Annotated in this window: 20 protein-coding genes and 1 pseudogene; 5 read left to right on the top strand and 16 right to left on the bottom strand. The window is 35.2% G+C overall.

Translation table 11 applies throughout. From position 1 onward, the window contains the following. Nucleotides 1-210: 210 nt before the first annotated feature. From J2S19_RS20780 to J2S19_RS20740, 9 genes are all read right to left on the bottom strand, one after another. Nucleotides 211-1,266, bottom strand: coding sequence for a hypothetical protein (locus tag J2S19_RS20780; protein WP_307345914.1), 1,056 nt, complete (start codon nt 1,264-1,266; stop codon nt 211-213). A gap of 695 nt (nt 1,267-1,961) precedes the next feature. Then, nucleotides 1,962-2,930, bottom strand: a complete 969-nt coding sequence (locus J2S19_RS20775; protein WP_307345913.1) for a carbohydrate kinase family protein — start codon at nt 2,928-2,930, stop codon at nt 1,962-1,964. Between the two features lie 85 nt (nt 2,931-3,015). Further along, nucleotides 3,016-4,470: a glycoside hydrolase family 32 protein gene (locus J2S19_RS20770; protein WP_307345911.1), complete on the bottom strand. Its 1,455-nt coding sequence runs from the start codon at nt 4,468-4,470 to the stop codon at nt 3,016-3,018. A gap of 11 nt (nt 4,471-4,481) precedes the next feature. Further along, complete coding sequence (locus J2S19_RS20765) at nt 4,482-6,095, bottom strand: ABC transporter substrate-binding protein (protein WP_307345909.1); 1,614 nt, start codon at nt 6,093-6,095, stop codon at nt 4,482-4,484. 22 nt (nt 6,096-6,117) lie between these two features. After that, complete coding sequence (locus J2S19_RS20760; protein ID WP_307345906.1) at nt 6,118-6,996, bottom strand: carbohydrate ABC transporter permease; 879 nt, start codon at nt 6,994-6,996, stop codon at nt 6,118-6,120. Between the two features lie 16 nt (nt 6,997-7,012). After that, entirely contained in the window at nt 7,013-7,936 is a 924-nt protein-coding gene (locus J2S19_RS20755) for an ABC transporter permease (RefSeq protein WP_307345972.1), read from the bottom strand. 303 nt (nt 7,937-8,239) lie between these two features. Continuing rightward, on the bottom strand, nt 8,240-9,211 hold the full coding sequence (locus J2S19_RS20750; RefSeq protein WP_307345903.1) for a LacI family DNA-binding transcriptional regulator: 972 nt from the start codon (nt 9,209-9,211) through the stop codon (nt 8,240-8,242). An 894-nt stretch (nt 9,212-10,105) separates the two neighbouring features. Next, nucleotides 10,106-10,453: a type II toxin-antitoxin system PemK/MazF family toxin gene (locus J2S19_RS20745; protein WP_307345900.1), complete on the bottom strand. Its 348-nt coding sequence runs from the start codon at nt 10,451-10,453 to the stop codon at nt 10,106-10,108. Nucleotides 10,454-10,661: 208 nt separating this feature from the next. Beyond that, nucleotides 10,662-10,817, bottom strand: a complete 156-nt coding sequence (locus tag J2S19_RS20740) for a hypothetical protein (protein WP_307345897.1) — start codon at nt 10,815-10,817, stop codon at nt 10,662-10,664. 195 nt (nt 10,818-11,012) lie between these two features. Here J2S19_RS20740 and J2S19_RS23765 point away from each other — a divergent pair, with 195 nt between their 5' ends. Then, entirely contained in the window at nt 11,013-11,222 is a 210-nt protein-coding gene (locus J2S19_RS23765) for an excalibur calcium-binding domain-containing protein (protein ID WP_370875187.1), read from the top strand. A 6-nt stretch (nt 11,223-11,228) separates the two neighbouring features. Here the strand turns inward: J2S19_RS23765 and J2S19_RS20735 are convergent. Next, nucleotides 11,229-11,939: pseudogene (locus J2S19_RS20735) on the bottom strand (PTS transporter subunit EIIC); the annotation flags it as partial. A gap of 436 nt (nt 11,940-12,375) precedes the next feature. Between J2S19_RS20735 and J2S19_RS20730 the strand changes: the two are divergent. Beyond that, nucleotides 12,376-13,137, top strand: coding sequence for a peptidoglycan recognition protein family protein (locus J2S19_RS20730; protein WP_307345893.1), 762 nt, complete (start codon nt 12,376-12,378; stop codon nt 13,135-13,137). A gap of 264 nt (nt 13,138-13,401) precedes the next feature. Here J2S19_RS20730 and J2S19_RS20725 read toward each other — a convergent pair whose 3' ends face one another. The 5 genes from J2S19_RS20725 to J2S19_RS20705 all read right to left on the bottom strand — a co-directional run bounded on the left by J2S19_RS20725 (nt 13,402) and on the right by J2S19_RS20705 (nt 16,289). Beyond that, a complete protein-coding gene (locus tag J2S19_RS20725; protein WP_307345891.1) occupies nt 13,402-14,121 on the bottom strand; it encodes a GNAT family N-acetyltransferase in 720 nt (239 codons plus the stop codon). Between the two features lie 230 nt (nt 14,122-14,351). After that, nucleotides 14,352-14,639: a type II toxin-antitoxin system PemK/MazF family toxin gene (locus tag J2S19_RS20720; RefSeq protein ID WP_307345968.1), complete on the bottom strand. Its 288-nt coding sequence runs from the start codon at nt 14,637-14,639 to the stop codon at nt 14,352-14,354. Nucleotides 14,640-14,654: 15 nt separating this feature from the next. Next, the gene (locus J2S19_RS20715) at nt 14,655-14,816 is read right to left on the bottom strand and encodes a hypothetical protein (RefSeq protein WP_307345888.1); all 162 of its coding nucleotides are present in this window, start codon (nt 14,814-14,816) and stop codon (nt 14,655-14,657) included. A gap of 137 nt (nt 14,817-14,953) precedes the next feature. After that, complete coding sequence (locus J2S19_RS20710; protein ID WP_307345886.1) at nt 14,954-15,109, bottom strand: hypothetical protein; 156 nt, start codon at nt 15,107-15,109, stop codon at nt 14,954-14,956. A gap of 448 nt (nt 15,110-15,557) precedes the next feature. After that, entirely contained in the window at nt 15,558-16,289 is a 732-nt protein-coding gene (locus tag J2S19_RS20705; RefSeq protein ID WP_307345883.1) for a nucleotidyltransferase, read from the bottom strand. 492 nt (nt 16,290-16,781) lie between these two features. Here J2S19_RS20705 and J2S19_RS20700 point away from each other — a divergent pair, with 492 nt between their 5' ends. The 3 genes from J2S19_RS20700 to J2S19_RS20690 all read left to right on the top strand — a co-directional run bounded on the left by J2S19_RS20700 (nt 16,782) and on the right by J2S19_RS20690 (nt 17,715). Next, the gene (locus tag J2S19_RS20700; protein WP_307345879.1) at nt 16,782-16,985 is read left to right on the top strand and encodes a hypothetical protein; all 204 of its coding nucleotides are present in this window, start codon (nt 16,782-16,784) and stop codon (nt 16,983-16,985) included. Beyond that, nucleotides 16,985-17,116: a hypothetical protein gene (locus tag J2S19_RS20695; RefSeq protein ID WP_307345876.1), complete on the top strand. Its 132-nt coding sequence runs from the start codon at nt 16,985-16,987 to the stop codon at nt 17,114-17,116. The genes J2S19_RS20700 and J2S19_RS20695 overlap by 1 nt, the downstream gene beginning before the upstream one ends. 161 nt (nt 17,117-17,277) lie before the next feature. Next, nucleotides 17,278-17,715, top strand: a complete 438-nt coding sequence (locus J2S19_RS20690) for a PIN domain-containing protein (protein ID WP_307345873.1) — start codon at nt 17,278-17,280, stop codon at nt 17,713-17,715. Between the two features lie 505 nt (nt 17,716-18,220). Here J2S19_RS20690 and J2S19_RS20685 read toward each other — a convergent pair. Further along, nucleotides 18,221-19,105: a beta-galactosidase trimerization domain-containing protein gene (locus tag J2S19_RS20685; RefSeq protein ID WP_307345870.1), complete on the bottom strand. Its 885-nt coding sequence runs from the start codon at nt 19,103-19,105 to the stop codon at nt 18,221-18,223. Between the last annotated feature and the right edge of the window lie 280 nt (nt 19,106-19,385).

The following is a 19,385-nucleotide window of genomic DNA, read 5'->3' as shown; positions in this document are numbered from 1 at the left end:
TCATCCTCCTTTTCTTTAGCAAGGAATTAGGCTTTTAGTCTTTCACAATCGCGCGAATTGTGGAATATCAATTTCTATTGAATAGTATATTTGTACTATGTAGCAATCGACTTTCTTGTACTTTAGTACTTCTTATTTCAATTTTATAATCAGTTGGCTGGCTTAATGCCAGGTTAAAACCCTTCAGTTGGCAGTTCCAATTATCGGTAATTAAGATGGTGAATCCAACTGGAATTCATATCTGATTGTATCAATATCATTATATCCTTCTTTATAAACTCTAATTATCATTGTCTGAACTAGTTTGTTTCTAACTTTTATTTCCCAATCTAGTTCAATAGCTTCATCTATATTACTTAAAAGATGATTACTAACATCACCAATCTCTTTCACTATAACATTCCCTCGATTTATTGCAAGCGAAGATATAATTAAATATTTATGAGTATCTAGCTCGGATAAACTTTCTTTAAAATCTACAACAAATTGATTTTTTAAAACACTTTCAAATATGCTCTTTATTTCTTGCATTATGAATTGGAATCTCCCTTTGTAAGGTTGTTTTAATACAGTTAGATTAAAGTGTTTGGCTTTTATGTAAAATGGAACATTCCAATAACCATATTTTAACTGATTAACTTCTGCTCTATAAAATGTTTCAACAACATCCAGTGGAATTATATCAGCTCCAAATAACTTTTCTAATTCTTGCCTAGCTTCATTGGCTATTCTTTGTATATCATCTTTACCTTTAATATTTCCTTTTTTAAAACTAGGTAATTCTAAGATTTTAAGAAAAACAGAATAATCCAGTAATATCATAGCTTTTTTTGCAGAATCTTTATATTTATCAATTCTAGTCATAGACTTTTCATATGCTCTACCCCATGCTTGATTAGATTTCTCATCAAGTAATATCATCCTTATAAAGTAATCTTTTGCCCTTTCTTTATTGAAAACATGATCTACATTTAAAGAGCTCGGCACAGTATCTTTAGGAACATTATATTTTACATTTAAGAAATCTATAAACCTTTTCCTATATTGTAAATTTGAACCTTTAATAAATAAATGGCATTCCCCATTATTTTTTTCGACGATATATGATTCATTATCTTTATATGGATTTACTGTTGCCCCCATTGGTTCGTAAAAATTCTTTAATGTATCAAAAGAATCTGCAGCCACTAAAATTAATTTTTCTATATTTCTACCAAATTCATGAAACTCTTGTTCTTGCAATTTTAAATATTCATCTATAGTCATATAAATCCACTACTCCTTTTTTACAATATAAATTTAGGCAAAATGCTCATCATTCAGAACTAACAAAATATCTTCTTTCTGTGTGTATGTTATATTTTTTAAAAATTTGATATATATTATATACCAGTATTTAGTTGCTGTACATGTATGCTGATCCTTAGATAAACCTTGATAGTAGGTGTAAACAACAAACCCTATCCTTTTCGTGGACATTATTTTTGATATATGAACCTACTCTATTTTTACAAATCTCCATTTAATAGAAATAATTTACTGCACAGTATTTAGTCTACTGTGCAGTATTTTCCTGCTTAAAATATAATGGTTGCTCCACAATCTTAAGGTATTTTCTCGTGTAAAACCAATTCAAGTCCTCCCCTTTTCATCCCTTTTCTCGCAAAACAAAAACACCCACAAATATTGATGTATCAACATTTGTGAGTGTATACCTTTTTTTAAAATTTTACTTGTTTTTACTTAAAAATACCGATGGTCGGGGTCGAACATTTTAACATGGAGACTAACAAAACTATCTAATATTCAAAGAACTTTTTTATATCTCTCGACACTCTCGAAAAGCCTCAACAGAGTATCCTCAGCACCATCTATATTTCTAATTATAATCAAACCCACCTATGTAAAGTTCCCATAACCGAGAAACTTTTAATTCTCTCTGATATTACTCTTTTTTGAAATCATCCAGTTGAATAAACCTCAGCAATAAACTCCTCTATTTGCAATAACGTCGGCATCGCCGGAATCCCACCTTTATGTTTAGCGACAAAGGCTCCCATTGCGTTTCCAAACTGCAAAATAAACTCCAACTCATCCTTTGCTAAACTTTCACTTAATCGGTCACTTTTTAATAACTGATATAAAACCCCTGCAAAAAACGCATCACCACACCCCGTCGTATCAACTGCTTTCACAGCAATACCCGGCACAAAAACGAATCCATTCGCATTATACGCATAGCTTCCCTTATCACCTACCGTAACAAATAGAAGTGATAGACTATTCTTTTCAAATAGCTGCCCTGCTCCACGAGAAATATCCTCTTCACCTGTTAAAAATGCTAATTCCTCTTCTGAAACTTTCACTATATCTGCATACTGCATAACAGTCTCGATTTGCCTTTTCGCATGATCCAGATTGTCCCATAGTAATGGACGGAGGTTAGGGTCAAAAGAAATCACTTTCCCCTTCTCTTTTGCATGCTTTAACGTCATTAACGTTGCCTCTCTTACCGGTTCATCTGTCATTGAAATTGATCCCACATGAAAAATACGAGATTGAGAGATTAGTTTAAGGTCTATATCTTCCTTTGCAAGCATCATATCTGCCCCAGGCTGACGATAAAAATCAAATGAACGTTCACCATGCTCATCAATATGTACAAATGCTATTGTGGTTTTTACATCGGAATATACAATTCCACTCGTATCGACTCCTTTTGAACGTAATGCATCAACTAATAATTGGCCAAAATTGTCTTTCCCTACACATCCTATGAATGCCGTTTCCAGGCCTAACCAAGCTAGGGCAACGAGCACATTACTAGGAGCTCCACCTGGATTTGCTTCAAACATAGGATTATCCTGTTCTCCTCTACCACTTGGAGTAAAATCGATTAAAAGCTCTCCCAATGCTGTTACATCTTTCATTTCTATCCACCTACTTTTATAATTTATGTGCGTTAAAATCAGCCAGAGGCATCGCACATCATCCTCTGGCTGAATCGTACACTCTTTAATTTTTCGAAGGAATTGACAGCTTGCCGTGTACGACTTTTATTTCTCCTTCGGTTGTAAACAGTGAAACACCTTCACATGCTTTATCTGGATAGACTAAGCTAGTTATCGCTTGCTCACCGCCGTTTAGGAATAATTCTAACGATGACGAATCAACAATTAAACGAAGCTGAAGCTCATCTGTTTTACTAAGCTTCACGACCTGCTGCTTAGGGAAATTATCCGAAAAGTCTACTTCCCCTGAATGTTTTCTCTCAAGCACTAATGTCTTTTCTTTCGCATCAACTGTTATTGTTGTATATTGTGTCGTCGTATGATGAATCGTTAAGCCATACTGAGTTGCATTAATATTTTCTAATCCCAGATCGATTTCTGCATATTCCGCATTAACGTTATAGTAATTCGCATCCGTTGAAACGATAACATCGGCTAGCTCTTCCTTTTTCGTAAAATATGAATCTAGCTCTTTGACTACCTTTTGCACAATACGGATATCCTCGTCAGTCTCGATGAGTGAGAGTACTCTCGGCAATGTCATTTGGCTTCTCCACCCTTTAGTCGGAACTTGGTTGGCATAGCGCCAATTGCTCATCCAGCCGAGATAAATTCTACGTCCATCCTCTTTCGGAATATCAGAAAAACTAACGCCTGCATAGTTGTCTTTACCGAAGTCTAACCATTTAATGTCATCATGCTCCTCGACAAATGTATGGCCGTCAAAGGATCCGATAAAGTACTGAGTGCGTGAGCCAGAATCGAATTTGTGATTGTCTCCAATACTGACAAGCAGCACCCATTTCTTCTCGTTGGAATTCTCGATTGGCAATTCAAATAAGTCAGGACATTCCCATACACCGTCATGTGAGCCGACTTTTTCACCAAACTCACTTTCAAAGCTCCAATCTTTTAGATTTGGAGATGAGTAGATTGAGATTGTTTGACCTGTCGCTAACACCATGATCCACTTGTGAGTTGCTTCATGCCAAAATACTTTCGGGTCTCTAAAGTCGATTTTCGTAGCATGAGTTAACACAGGATTATTTTCATACTTTACCCATGTTCTCCCTTGGTCGCTGCTGTATGCTAAGCTTTGCATCTGTTTTGTTTCGGTGTGATTTGCTCCATCAAAGTGATGCGTGAAAATCGCGACAAGTCCTGGTTCGTCTTGGAAAAATCCCGATGTATTGTGCCAATCTACGACGACACTGCCGGAAAAAATCGTTCCATGCTCATCTGGAGATAATGCGATATCTAATTGCTCCCATTCAATCATATCTTTACTGACTGCATGGCCCCAGTGCATCGGCCCCCATACGCTGTCATTTGGGTTATGCTGAAAAAATAAATGGTATTCGCCTTTAAAAAATACTAAGCCATTCGGGTCGTTCATCCAATTTTGTTGTGGTGCAAAGTGCAATGCTGGTCTGTATTTCTCTAGTTTTGTCGTTTTCAATTTATATCCTCCTATTGATTAACCGTTCTGTCGTAGCCATCTTGTTTAATTTTGAGCCAAGTACTTAATCCAAGTCTTTCGAGTTCGTTTAGATAATCATCCCACTCAGCATCGATGTTTCCATTTGTCATCCATTCGGCACGTTTTCTATGAACATAATCGAATAAATCTGTCTCTATTTTTGCCTTTTCATCTGCTTCATCTAATGAGAAGAAAACAGGTGGGTAAAAGTTTTTCGTTTTAATATGTGGGACAACGACCTTTTCTAACAAATCAAGTCTCCATGCTGCATCATCAGGCTTTGTTGTATATTGACCGTAATATTCATCAAGAACTGCCAGTGGTCCAGCTACATTTGTTTTCTCTCTCAATTCGACAGGTGCAGTTCCTTCTAACGGAAGGTGCTTGAGCATACCTGCTTCCTTATCTAGTTCAAAAATGTTTTCTTGCTCTGTATCACCATAAGTGCCCCAGTTGTTTTGCACAGATTGCAGCGGTTCGTATAGCTTATCAATCCATTTCGCTGTTAACTCTAGGTTTTTATTCGCGCTTGTTATCACCATTCTGCCGCGGTCTAGACCGAAGCCATTTGTTTGTGCGACATTTACTTCGCCGGACGGTCCTGCGACAGGTGGCATTAAGTCATATTTATCATTCATGCCAGAAATATTTCCTTTATCCCATGTGAAATAAAGACCATATTTCTCCTCTTTTCCTTTTGCCACATATTTGTTCCAATCCTGTTCAAACGCTTCTACATCAATTAATCCTTCTTCATGTAGCTCGTTAAAAAATTTCAGTGCTTCTTTATAGCCTTCTTGTGCAGCTGTAAAAATTACTTCACCGTCATCGGATACAACTGTGTGGTCATAGTTATCACCTAAGCCAAATGCTGCAAATAAAAATGCTGGGTCTTCACCGCCATGATTAATCATGAATGAAACAGGGATTTCATCTGCCTCACCGTTTCCGTTCGGATCCTGTGTTTTAAAAGCGATTAACACTTCCTTCAATTCATCGGTTGTTTTCGGCATTTCTAAGCCTAACTTATTGAGCCATTCAACATTAATCCAAGGTAGTCCATCAACGACCTGAATCCGGCTTTTCCCGCTACCTAACTCCTCAATCCACGGGAAACTGTAAATATGTCCGTCTGGTGCAGTTATCATCGCCTTATATTCAGGTGCTTGTTCTAACACCTTTTTCAAATTTGGCATATGCTGATCGATTAAATCTTCTACTGGGATAATCGTTTCATCCTTCGCATATTTTAATAAATCATAATCACTAAATGCTGCATCCATAATCGCATCTGGTAATTCACCGCTCGCTAATGCTAAGTTGCGCTTTTCAACAAATTGGTCCTTTGTGTAGTTTTTCCATTCAATGTGGACCCCTGTTTCCTCTTCTAATCTCTCAAAAATGAGTTTTTCATTCGGATCTGTTGGTGCAAGTGGTGAGCTTTGTGTCATAAAACGAAGGGTAGCCTTTTCTTTTAATGGAAACGTCACATCTGTTAGTTCCAAATCCTCTGTTGAAGCACTTTTACTCTTTCCGCCGCTGCAACCTGTAAGCACGAGACCAATGATTAGAAAAAACGAGACAAGCTTGTAGAACCTTTTCATTTAACAATCCCCCATTTAGTGTTTATTTTAAAGACCCTACCATGACACCTTTTTCAAAGTATTTTTGGAAGAAAGGGTACATAATAAGCAGTGGTAAGCTTGATACAACGATAGACGCAAATTTTATTTTCTCTGCAATTTTACTGAGCTCTGCCATTGCCAGCTGGTCACTAATCATCCCCGGCTGGACTTCATTTTGAATGAGAATGGAGCGAAGCACTAATTGCAAAGGATGGAGCTCTTGATCCTCTAAGTAAATCATTGCATCGAAATAAGAATTCCATTGACCGACAAAGGCATATAACGCTAACACGAAGATAATCGGTTTCGACAATGGCAGAACAATTTTTAAAAAGATTTTCAGCTCGGACGCTCCATCAATTTTCGCTGCTTCAAAAAGCTCCTTCGGTAAGCCCTTAAAAAAGGTTCGGGCTAAAATCACATTCCACACGCTAATCGCCCCTGGTAAAATAATCGACCACATCGTATTCAGCATCCCTAAGTCTTTGACGACTAAATATGTTGGAATTAATCCACCATTAAAAAACATCGTGATAAGGAAGAAAATCATGATGACGTTTTTTCCTTTAAAGCCATCTAGTGATAATGGGTAAGCCGCAAATATTGTGACGATAATCGTGACGAGCGTAAACCCGACTGAATAAATGATGGAATTAATAAAACCCTTCACCATTAAGTCATCCTGAAAAATTCTTGTATATCCTTCAATGCTCCAATCTTTTGGATTGAAGGAAATTCCTTTACTTAGCAGGACATTCGGATCCAAAAACGAGGCCAATAGAATGTAAAGCAATGGTAGTAACACGATTAAAATAAGGAAGACTAAGACGATTTTGTTCGTAAACAGTAGTACTTTATCCGAGTTGCTATGGTTTCTCATTAGAAGTTCACCTCCATCAATATAAACCTTCACCTTCATTTAATTTCTTGACGACAAAGTTAACGAATACGAGTAATACGACATTAATTACGGAGTTAAACAATCCTACAGCTGTTGAGTATGCATAGTCACCAGCTTGTAAGCCGACTTTGTAGACATAGGTTGGAATGATTTCTGAGGTTGGGATATTCATCGATGTTTGCATTAAGTAAGCCTTTTCAAATCCGATTGCCATAATGCCGCCTGCTCCTAAAATGAACAGTACCGCCATAATCGGTTTTAACGTTGGAAGGTCAATATGTCTAATCCGTTGCCAAAGTGTTGCCCCATCAATTGTCGCCGCATCATGCAGTTGTGGGTCTACGTTTGCGAGTGCTGCTACATATATGATCGAGGACCAGCCTGCTGCTTGCCAGATGCCTGACAGGATATAAATCGACCTGAAATAATCAGGGTCTGTCATAAATGGGATTGGACCATTTAAAAATGTCGTTAAAAGTGAGTTAACCGGCCCTGTCGGTGAAAAGAAGATAAACAGCATCCCTGTTATGACAACGACTGAAATGAAGTTAGGTGCATACAAGATGAGTTGAATGTTTTTCTTGATTGCCGCCCTTCGCACTTGATTCAGACTAAGTGCTAGAATAATAGGAACCGGGAACCCTAGTAATAGCCCATATAGACTTAATTTAAGTGTGTTCATAAAAATATCTGCAAAATTTGGAGAGGTTAGAAAATCTCTGAAATGTTCGAAACCGACCCAATCGCTTCCTAGAATTCCTTTCATCGGGCTAAAATCTTTAAATGCAATAATCGCTCCATACATCGGTACGTATTTAAAAATAATCGTCAAAATAATGGCTGGAGCTAAAAACATGTACAGCATGTAGTTCCGTCTAAAATAGTGAAGAAAGCTTTCTTTTTTATTTTCCACTTTCATCTCCAAATCTAGCGAACTACTCATCTCGTGATTTGCTTTCTTTTTTGGCGCTAGTAATGCCATACGTTCATATTCCCCCCTTAAATCGAAATATCTATGTCTATAACACTTTATGTCAAGCGGTTGACATATTTCTGTTAACCGCTTTCATATTTTCATCATAAACGGTCGGTTTTTATATGTCAAGCGGTTGACCTAATTATTTTTATCGATTAATTACCTAAACAAAAAACATCTTAACTAAGAAATTCGTGGTTAAGATGTTCTTCCTCGGGTCTGACAATAGCTAATTTAGTGTTGCAATTATGCCGTACCACTTTTTATCAGCTGAACAGGTAAAATAACTTCCATCGTTTTATCCTTTTGTGTTTCTTCAATAATTTCGTTTAATGTTGTTACGGCCGTTTTCGCAATTTCTTCAATTGGTTGTTTAATCGTTGTTAATTGTGGTAAGAAACTTCCCACAATCTTAGTTCCATCATATCCAACTACTTTCAATTGTTCTGGTACATTGATATGTAATTCTTTAGCAACTTTTAAACATGTAGCTGCGATTAAATCATCACTTGCAAAAATCCCATCTGTATGTGGGTGTTCCTCAAATAGTTTTCGAATCGTCGCTGTTGTTGCTTCCTCATTAAATAGTTTATTAAGCTCATATGTGATTGGCTTTTCAACTAAGTCTTCATAAGCCTTTCTTCTATTTTGAGTTGGGGTTTCTAAATCTAATGGTCCATTAATATGTATAATTGATTTGCAGCCGGAATCTATCAAATGTTGTACTGCCAGCCTTCCACCTTCATAGTTATCAGATCCTATTACTGGAATCGTAGGTGATAAATAATGGTCTATGGCGACAATCGGGAGCTTTGGATTTTTATATGCTTCAATTCCACGATTGTATGAACAGACAATCATTCCATCTACCTGATGTCGAATTAACATCTCCGCATACGATTTTTCCTTGTCGATTTGCCCGAGACTATTACAAAGAATCACCTTAAAACCAAAGTCTGAACAGATATTCTCAATATATAAAGCTAATTCACTAAAAAAGGGATTATTGATTGTCGGCAAGATTAGCCCAATAAAGTTTGTTCTTTTTTTAAACAGCGAACGTGCAATATCATTTGGATAATAGTTTAATTCTTTAATGGCATCTTCTACTTTTTTTCTCGTTTTGTCACTTATATATCCCCGATTGTTTAACACGCGGGAAACTGTTGTTGCTGATACTCCTGCCAGTTTTGCGACGTCTTCTAATTTTACTTGCATTTTTCATCACCTTATAAATCCTGTATATTTCTTACATTATACATTATGTCAACCGCTTTCATTTAGAGTACCATATGGAAGGGGTTTTTGCATCTATATGTCTTCAATGTTGGAATTTTTTTAATGGTATTAGTGGTGTGAGAGATGCTATTTTTATTTACAACTCTATTATGTCAGAAAAATACTTTTCCATAATCGGTGATTAAATGTCTTATTGTGAATCTCCTCATTCATTATTTGAATCATGAGCAACTAATCCTTTCGACATCGTCCTCATCCTTTTTTCACAATATCTGTTAACATACTTAATTCCATAAGGTAGTTATTTAGAGTAATAGTACTTATACATCTAGGTTTTTACCGAGATTAACAATTGTATTATCAACTCTAGGTCAGGATATACTGCACCTAACTTAACTAGAAAATTATACTCTGATAGAAATTTGTATACAAATATTACTCTTACCGACCGACTAACCTGACAATATTTGCTCATCCAGATTTATATCAATCAACTCTCCTTAGTTCAATTTTTAACTGAATATTACAAATACATACAAAAAAACACTGAGTGTTCTTTGGAGTGAGATGATCTCGTAAAACCCCTATATTGCTTTAATACCTTGCTTAAAGGAGTGTTTTAACAAATAAAGAATAGATAAATAAAATGGTGTGAGTGAAACCAAGAGTCAGAGGTTGTAATTCATAGAACTAATGTTCAAATACGAGACCGTGAATAGTTATGGTAATGAACCTTATCCACCAAAAGGATAACCAACATCATAAACACAAAAAGCCATTCTAATAATAGAGTGGCTTTTTCTATGTACAATATTTAATTGGATAGGGCAGTAATGGGTAAAATAAAAAAGACCTAATAGCTTATGGGTCTGATTAACTATTATCCTCTAAATCTTCTTCTATAAGCCCTAATGATAGACATTGTAACAAGTTTTCTTCTACAATGTTCCAACGTTCTTCTGGTACTTTATTGAGTTTCTTTAGTAACAAACTTTTATGTATACTAACAGTTTGACTTAAATCTACGTATCTCTCATTATCACCTTTTGGTAAATAAGTAAAAATAGGATGTTCGTCATCTTTAAGTATGCTATACCAATCTTTCTCTTTTTCGTACTCTTTTATTGTATTTATTGGTGCTACAAGCACATATAGATATTCTTCACTATGGTTTATTTCATTAGAAGTAAGTATGATAACATTTCTAGGTTTGAATGTCATAACAACGAATTGTTCTTTTGCTCGATATCTTCCTTCAATTTCAATAGGGCTAAAATCGCCGATCGAGCTTTTTATTTCTCCCTTTGTAGAACCTTCAGACTCTGGAATAGAAAACGCCTTCTCTTATTATAAAACAATGCAGCTTGAAACTCGTAACCTCTCTCAATTCTTCCCCAAGATTCCTTTGACAAAAAATCAGACAATCATCTTACCTCCTATATACATCCCTATAAGTTAAGCCTGAAATATCTCTATTCTCAGTAGATGACTCATTCGACTCTGCCCAATCTTTTTTTGTTAAGTTAGCAAACTTATTTTTAGTTATAATTGGTTTCTTTGCAGGCTTTCGTTTTGTGGCGAACATTTTCTTGTCCTCCTTATTACACATACCATCACCCCTTAACTTAATGTTAAACAGGTTAAGTATGCCTTGTATACTTAAATGATATACGAATTTTCACCATTTCTTAAGGAAATATAGGATGATTTGACTGTTTTTTACATATAATTAGAGTTTACTTGGAATTTCATCAACTTTAATGACATTCTTCTTAATTAAATCTTAAGTTTTTTATTTGAACAACAAGAAGAAATCATTGAACCAGAGCCTGAAACTGAGCTTGAACCTATTGAAGAACCGGAAGAGATAGTTTATTACAAAACTGTTCTGAAGTTTAGGGATGCTAGTGCAACACCGATTAGAAAAGGAGAGCCAAGCTATAGTAGTAAATTAAATCATGATGGTAATGGTATTGCTTGTAATCAATAAAAAATGTTTTCCAAAAATCATATACGCAAGCAATACGCCGATACCAGGTCCAGGGTTAGCCTCAAGAAGGAACAACATCGAATGTCCTGCTTCACGAACCTGTTCAATTCCGATTGGAGATAGTACTCCGTGGTTAATCGCATTATTCAAGAATAATACTTTCGCTGGTTCGATAAGAATACTTGTCAGTGGCAGTAAGCCAGCGCCAACAAGCCAATCAACCCCAGCTACAAGCCAGCCTGTTAATGTACTAACCGCAGGGCCAACTCCTAAAAACGCAAGAATGGCGATAAGTCCGCCAAGTATCCCTGCGGAAAAGTTGTTGACGAGCATTTCAAATCCTGCTTTAATTTTCCCTTCAATCAATTGATCAAATTTCTTAATGACCCATCCGCCAAGCGGACCAATGATCATGGCACCTAGGAACATCGGGATATTAGCACCGACGATAACCCCCGCAGTCGCGATAGCCCCTACAACAGCACCGCGCTCTTCGTGGACAAGCTTACCACCCGTGTATCCAATTAGGATAGGTAATAAGTAGGTCACCATTGGGTCGACCATTTTGGCAAGGCTTTCATTTGGGAAGAAGCCAGTAGGTATAAATAAAGCTGTAATTAAACCCCAAGCGATAAATGCTGAAATATTCGGCATTACCATCGAGCTAAGGAAGTTCCCAAACTTCTGTACAGCGACTTTTATATTCGATTGAGCCATAGTCTCTCTCTCCTTATAATATAAATTCCTATTTATTGTATCCCAAAGAAAGAAACACTATCAATGAAGTGAAAAGCTAACTTTGTCGCCCCTAAGTTGACAAAGTTAATTTTTAAAGAGGTAATTGTTTCTATTTTTATGAAAACACGCTTTATAAAAAAGGAAAAGGAGATGATTTACTTATTCCTTAGCGATAGGGGTTCTTTGATACACCTCATAAAGATAAGTTCATTGCCATTTTTATTATTTTTTCTATAGAAATCTATACTTATGTGCATCCTTTTTACCATCAAGTAACTCCATTTAAAACGAAAATGAGAAATGCATAATTTCCCATACATTCTAAAGTCATATTCCTCGATCTGCTTACACACTCTAATAATACAAATAAGGCGCTTAATCGGTGTTGATAATTTTATTAGAAAGGATATAAAAGATGAAAAAAAGTATTACTTTAGCTCTACTTCTAGCTTTTGTATTCAATATTTCAACTGTTCATGCTTTTGAAGGTACTATGGTTAATAACGATGACCAATCCTTAACCGCAACTCCTAAACCATCAATAGAAACAATGACAAAGGATGGAAAATACATCCTTATGACAAGAGAGGAATTTAAGAATTGGTTATTTAAGCAACAAGTTAAAAGGAAAATAAATCTTATTCAACATCACCATACGTGGGCACCGTCATACAAACATTTTAAATGGAACAATCACCTACAATTGGTAAAAAATATGGAACATTACCATAAAAGTGAAAAAGGATGGCAGACGATTGCTCAAAACATTACTACATTCCCTGATGGAAGAATCGTTATTTCAAGACCTTTTAACATGGCCCCTGAAGGTTCAATTGGTTGGAATGCAAATGCTCACGGGATATCAATTGAAAATATAGGTAACTTCGACAAAGGGCAAGATATAATGACGAAAGAACAAAAAGATACGATTGTTTATATTACAGCATTACTTTGTATTAAATTCAATTTAAAGCCTTCAGTTGATACAATTACTTATCATCATTGGTGGCATTACAAAACAGGACAAAGAATCTTAGATAAAGGTAGCGACAAAGACGTAAAGTCTTGCCCAGGCACTAATTTTTTCGGTGGGAATTCAACACAAAGTGCAAAAAAGTACTTTTACCCTCTTGTATTACGTAAAATGGAAGAAATTTCAGCTTCTAAACAGTATTAAAGTAAGCTCGCTCATTTTTATAACTTAGCCGTGTCAGTGAATTTCTAAATTATCCAATACTTACCTGTGTTCGCCTACGACACGATCTTAGAAAAACATACTAATTATTATTAGTGATTAATCCAGTAGGTGTGGGGTGTATATGATTAAATTCCGATTTTGGAACCACTTGTCCCCACACCAAGAATTTTAAAAATTGTTTCGCGGTGTCACTTCATCTTTCTTAACCATATAAATCATCAAAAAACTCCAATAATCTCACTTTTACTCCTTATCTTTAAGTGGCTTCACCATATATTCATAGCGATGTTTGTTAATTTCAATAACCTTCTCTTTAACGTAACCAATATGCTCATACAGATTTCTCGCACTTGAATTACTTTGTGCAACATTTAAAGCAACTCTTGCATACCCTTTTTGTACTGCCACTTTTTCTGCTTCGTTTAGCAACATTGTACCTATCCCATTACCTCTGTACCGGTCATCTACACATATGGTGTCGATGTAAAAATCCTTTTCGTCTGCTTCTTTATCGAAATGAATTTCTTCATCCCTTCTCTTCTTCCTTAATCGTTTCAAGATTGGTTCGTCTAACCTTGCCGCATCTTCTCCTGGATAGGTAATGATTATCCCGGCTACTTCGTTTAATATATCTGCGACAATGATATTTTGATAGCTAAGACGGTTATTTTCTTCACGAAAGAATTGAGCAAGTGTTTTACGGATATTTTCTTTCTTCGTTTGTCCTGTGAGTTGCTCAGCAATGTCTGTGATGCCGATGTGTATAAGTTCCGCTACTTTCTTGGCATCCTGTTTCACAGCACCTCTTAGTTTCAGATCATCGGCAATTACTTCCTCCCAAGTGATTCCAAAAGGTGCACCACCATTTGTGTACCCCGCGATAAAATAAAAGGTGTCGTCTGATTCTATCTCCTCAAAATAATCGATTTCTTGTATTTTTTTGGATTTTGCTCTTTTTCTCAATTAAACTACCTCAGTTCTTTTATTGTCTATAATAAATATAGCTTATTTATTTCCAACCGCATTGATTGTCGGTTAAAAATACTTATCTTAATCAACCAGAACGGTTACACGCTAATTGCTAATTCATAGGCAAAATTATAAATAAAAAAAGTTCCTTACTAAGTGTAAGAAACGTTGAGTTATTATCATCACATAATACAGTTGACCGTAATTAGTCGAAAAAGACAAAATTAAAAATAGTTTCGAATTGTCGTTAGTACCCTCTCTAAATCATGTTCATGTAGCTTTCCGATTTTAAATAGTAATTCCTTAAAATGTACAGTATTTAATTTAGAACATCTTACAATTGAGGGTTTATCCAAACCAGCCTCTTCCCAGTATTCAATCGCAACATCAAAATCATTTCTTGTTTGTTGACTTGAAACTGTGGCTATTATGTGGTCTAATTCTACAACAACATTATCATTACTTACAATTACGACTGGTCTTCTTTTTCCATTTAACTCAACAGTCCAGATTTCTCCACGTTTACTTTATTCATCTTCCTTACCCCAAAACATTTCTTCTTTTTCTTTTATGATTTGCTCCTTAGGAGGTCTGCTATCAAAGTAATTATCAAATAACTTACTTAATAACTTAATCCGTTCCCCATTATCCATTTCCTCGATTGCTTTCATTATCTCATCAGCAGTCATTCATAACCACCTCATTAAATAATTATTTTGTTTAAATTATACATTAAAGAGCAGCCTTAATAAAACATTTGGGTATTGTGTCACCTCCTGTTTTCAGTCAATTTTGATATTTTGCGGTTGGTGACAGTGACACTTATTCAATTACTTATATGTGAAACTATTAATTCTTTAGCTACAAGTACAATAAAAACACCGATTGTTACAAAAATAACATCTGGAATTTCTGGTTCGAATAAATAAAACATTGCCCCAAACATAATAGAAAAAATTAATATTGAAAACATTCTTTTCATAAATAAACCACCTAAATAAAAGTATATTATGGCTTTCAATTCTATATTTATAATATAAATAACGTAACAAAACCAAAAATAAGTCCAATTGCCAAAAATGAACACAACATCCACCACAGTATCAGACTGATAGGATTCTTGAGATTCATCGCCTCTTGCCAAGAACTTTTATAAGAACGTTCATTCAATTCATAGCGCTTGATTTGAATATACTGGTACATATTCAGAAGCACCGAAAATATAAGAAGTATTATGACAAACTTTAAAACTTCATCGTTCATTTTGATCATCCCTCTCATTATGACATCGTTTTCTTCATAATTCATACGTTTCACCATGTTGAAAGTTTCGTCTCCTATACAATCAATAAAAAAGCGATATCATACAATTTATTGACTATATTCCAAATTAGTTAACACATCATTCATAGCACTTCACTAATTTCTCATCAAAACCGGACAATAAACGCCTCAATAACAATCACAATCCATAAAAGAAGGGTAACGCCACAACTAATAATTTCAGCAAAATGAATTTGCAGCACCCTCAATCCGTTTTGCTCAGACTTACGGATACCAAAAATATCCCCGTTATTGATGATATAAATAAACGCACTAGTTACCATTAAAGCTGACATGACAAAGGTACTAACTGGTAGAGACGTAGCATATCTCGGATCTCCACTCACCTCCATGTAAAATGGAATATCAAGCTGTTTACTTAACAAAAAGCTTCCGACGACGAGAAGATAGAGATTTAGTGAAATCGTAAACGGATGACGTCGATAATCAATCATCTCATGGAACTTCTTCACTTTCCCTTTAAAATTCAAATCATCAGGCTCTTCCACTCTGTCGCCTTTCATCACAAATACAAAACCGATGAGGACAATTCCTATGAAAAGAAATAGTTCTAACAATTGAAACGCTAGCGACCAATTGTAAAATGCAGTAATCATCAATGCTAAACTAGAAATTCCAATTAGCCATTTTTCGAGTAGCTTACGCTGTTGCACCAATTTATTTATAAAAACTCTGTTATCGCGTTTTTCTGCATGTTGAATCTCTTTGTAGGTCGAAACCTTCTTCAAGACATAAGCAAGCACAACCATCCCTAATCCGATTCCCAAGGCTATGTATGTAGTATTTGGATAGACAGAAACGCGGTCGTAATTTTTCAAGACCCAGTTTCCGCTTATTGCAACGATAAAAATGCCAACAAACATTAAGTAAGACGATAAATTTCGGATAGTTACACCTCCCGAACTTTATATATATTTCTTCCTAACTATACGGTTATTTGCCAAAATGGTTTCAGTCTTATAAGTATAGGTGTGTCATTATCCTATGTATTTCCATTTACTCGTAATCACATTTACCACCTAAACTCATTTCTACTCAATATGTTAATTTTTCCTATTATATATGAGTATATATTATCAAATACTTTTTTCTATAATAGACATTCTCAAGAACTAGTAATTATAGAATTATTTATCATTGGTGCTTTATAGACGAAACAGAGACATATAGTAAGCAATAATTATACATTTTTGCGATAGGATGGCTGGTGTCGTATCGTGAGGATGTTTTTATAATTAATTAGAGGGTATTTACTGAAATATGTGGTAATAATGATAATGAAAAATGCTTGAAATAAGGTGGTGAATATAATGGACAATGCTAATGTGAACTTGTATAATATTAACAAAAGTGTTAAGGGAGTGATTGACTTGGTACCAGTTGTGGCACCTTTAAAGCAAGATGAAAAGCAAAGTCACTCATCAGGAAAAACAGCTATGGATATAAGAAAAAAACGAGGAGTTCGAACATTAGCGGGTAAACGTTTGGCTGAACTTTATAAGGAAGGTAAGTAATGTCAGAATTCATAATTGATTCAAATGATATTATATACGAAGATTTTAGCCAAGCATCAGTCGCTGTTGATGCTTGTTTTCTTTTGGCTTATTTAGATACAGATGACCGAGAGGAGATAGGGTTTCTGTAATACTTGATAAGTGGTCAAATGAAAAAATTAGTGAGTTAGTTATAACTAATAAGGTAGCAGCAGAGGTTGTCCATAATCTTTTTAAAAATACTATTAGAGACGTTCTTTACCTTACACATAAAATGAATAAAAAAGGATATAAGCTTACACCCGATGATTTATTGATTATTGGAGATGTAACAACTGCTAGAAATCTTATAAAGTATGTTCCTAGTTCAAAATTGGACGAGTTGGTTAGCAATGGTGAACTTTATTACAGTATTGAAAGTATATTAAAAGATTTTAAGAAAAAACAATTGAATCGCGAAGGGTTACATTTATATTACAATCATGCCGTCGATACCTACCAAGGTTTAATTAGAGATTTATCAAGTGATCTTTCAATAACAGTTACTACACCAGACCTTGATGATTATGATGTTAAAGAATTAGCATTAAATATTATGCGTATGCAACAACTTGATGTATTTGATGCGTTTCATATTGCTAGTTCTTCACTTCAGGGATGTAATTATTTTGCAACTCTTGATAATGATTTTATTCATACATACTACACTATAGATATTATTGGGGAGCTTAAAATACTAAAAGTTGCCTAAAATAATTCCTTGTTTCTGTATCAGTTGATTGAGGCTTGTTTACATTACTAAACAGGACTTACCACTTTCTTTACATGATGAAGGGGTAGTTTACGCTATGCCTTACAATAGGGATAACAACGTGAGGAAAAGAAGTGATATCAAATTACTTAGTAGTTATTAAATATATAATTGAAAAGTTTAGAGCGTTAAGAGGCTGGCACATAACAAAAAACAACTTAGTTAAATACGAACATTTCTTTGTGGGTTCTATGTTGCAAATATTGTTAAAGGTTAATTGGAGTAAAAACGCGAGATTCCTGTTGGAAAGGTGAACCCCACTGAAAGCGAGTACTCGTGCTGCAATCAACCAGAACGTCTACCCTGTAAAACATCAATTAGATACTATTAAAATCTTATCTAATTGTTCGTATTTTCCTAATATTTAAAACCTTTGTCCCAACCTCTTTTTGATTGTGTATTTATTTAAAATTCTTTCTAACTTTTAAGGGTATAACAGATTCCATTATTCTAAAACTAAAACATCAAAAGGACCTAACGTAACTTTCCCCGTAACATGATCACCTGTAATTGCATCCTTGTACTCCTTCTTCACAACAACTTCTTGTGCTGTATGAGCGTAGTTCAATAAGAAAATAAAGTCCTTACCATCTTTGTGACGAATCGCTAACTCAATTTCTTCAGGTAACTCAAATCGATTTTGATACGTATTTAATTGTAATTCTTCAATTAATAAATTCGCTAGTTCTAGGTTAAATACCCCACCAAAATAATAGCTGCTGCCCTTCCCGTAGTTTCGTTTTACTAACGCAGGCTTTCCTTCAAAGTGAGCATTTGTAAATGTCCCTACTATCTCAACATCGCAATGAGGCTTTAACACTTCATTAAAATCGTTTGTCTCCACTTCATCTAAACCTTTAAACTGTATCCGCGGTACAGCCTCAAACGGAGCTTCTCTCGTAAACTCTTCAACTGTCACACCTACTAAATCAGCCAAATATCCAGGGAATGCTTTCATATACGTTTGGCCGGTCTCATCCTTATACCCAGAGCGACAACCAAAAATTATCCTACCACCTTGTTTAACGTATGCTTCAAATAGTTCTACCTGTTCCTTTGTGATGATTGCTGCATGTGGATAAACGATCACTTTATATTTTTTTAAATCCTCTAAAGAAGAATCATGATTTAGATTATACGCATCAACGGGGACGTGGTTATATTGTAAGGCCTTAAACCATGCATCTTTGCTCTTGGAGGCGTACGGTCCAACCCATGCATCAAATTCTCCGTCCCAGTCATTATCATAATTCGTCATATACGCAATTTCTGCTTGATAGGTTGAGCCAGCTATTTTTCCAAGCTGATGAAGCTCTTTACTTACCATCATTAAATACATTTTATTAATGCTGAACATTTAATTTAAAACGATTACATAGAATTAGTTTACCCCCCCTATGTCCCACTCTGTTTGAGGCGCTTACATACTGTGATTCCTATTTAGAATCATAAATCTTTTTCGTTCACGATTATGGTATTTTTTCTGTGAAATTGGTAAATTTTCATCTTTTTTTCGTAAGCCCGAATTATAAAATAAGCGCATCCTTTCGGTACGCATTACAAATAGCCGTAAATCCCGACTTTTTTAATCGAATTACGGCTATTTCATT

The sequence above is a fragment of the Metabacillus malikii genome (genome assembly GCF_030813355.1).
Taxonomy (GTDB): Bacteria; Bacillota; Bacilli; order Bacillales; family Bacillaceae; genus Metabacillus; species Metabacillus malikii.
Note: the sequence above shows the minus strand (reverse complement) of the source record. Positions and strands in the feature narration are given on the sequence as shown.

Bases quoted from the DNA above. Each gene is read 5' to 3' on its own strand.
- J2S19_RS20780 (WP_307345914.1), bottom strand. From the start codon at position 1,266: ATGACTATAGATGAATATTTAAAATTGCAAGAACAAGAGTTTCATGAA.
- J2S19_RS20775 (WP_307345913.1), bottom strand. From the start codon at position 2,930: ATGAAAGATGTAACAGCATTGGGAGAGCTTTTAATCGATTTTACTCCA.
- J2S19_RS20765 (WP_307345909.1), bottom strand. From the start codon at position 6,095: ATGAAAAGGTTCTACAAGCTTGTCTCGTTTTTTCTAATCATTGGTCTC.
- J2S19_RS20760 (WP_307345906.1), bottom strand. From the start codon at position 6,996: ATGAGAAACCATAGCAACTCGGATAAAGTACTACTGTTTACGAACAAA.
- J2S19_RS20755 (WP_307345972.1), bottom strand. From the start codon at position 7,936: ATGAAAGTGGAAAATAAAAAAGAAAGCTTTCTTCACTATTTTAGACGG.
- J2S19_RS20750 (WP_307345903.1), bottom strand. From the start codon at position 9,211: ATGCAAGTAAAATTAGAAGACGTCGCAAAACTGGCAGGAGTATCAGCA.
- J2S19_RS20745 (WP_307345900.1), bottom strand. From the start codon at position 10,453: ATGACATTCAAACCTAGAAATGTTATCATACTTACTTCTAATGAAATA.
- J2S19_RS20740 (WP_307345897.1), bottom strand. From the start codon at position 10,817: ATGTTCGCCACAAAACGAAAGCCTGCAAAGAAACCAATTATAACTAAA.
- J2S19_RS20730 (WP_307345893.1), top strand. From the start codon at position 12,376: ATGAAAAAAAGTATTACTTTAGCTCTACTTCTAGCTTTTGTATTCAAT.
- J2S19_RS20715 (WP_307345888.1), bottom strand. From the start codon at position 14,816: ATGACTGCTGATGAGATAATGAAAGCAATCGAGGAAATGGATAATGGG.
- J2S19_RS20710 (WP_307345886.1), bottom strand. From the start codon at position 15,109: ATGAAAAGAATGTTTTCAATATTAATTTTTTCTATTATGTTTGGGGCA.
- J2S19_RS20700 (WP_307345879.1), top strand. From the start codon at position 16,782: ATGGACAATGCTAATGTGAACTTGTATAATATTAACAAAAGTGTTAAG.
- J2S19_RS20695 (WP_307345876.1), top strand. From the start codon at position 16,985: ATGTCAGAATTCATAATTGATTCAAATGATATTATATACGAAGATTTT.
- J2S19_RS20685 (WP_307345870.1), bottom strand. From the start codon at position 19,105: ATGATGGTAAGTAAAGAGCTTCATCAGCTTGGAAAAATAGCTGGCTCA.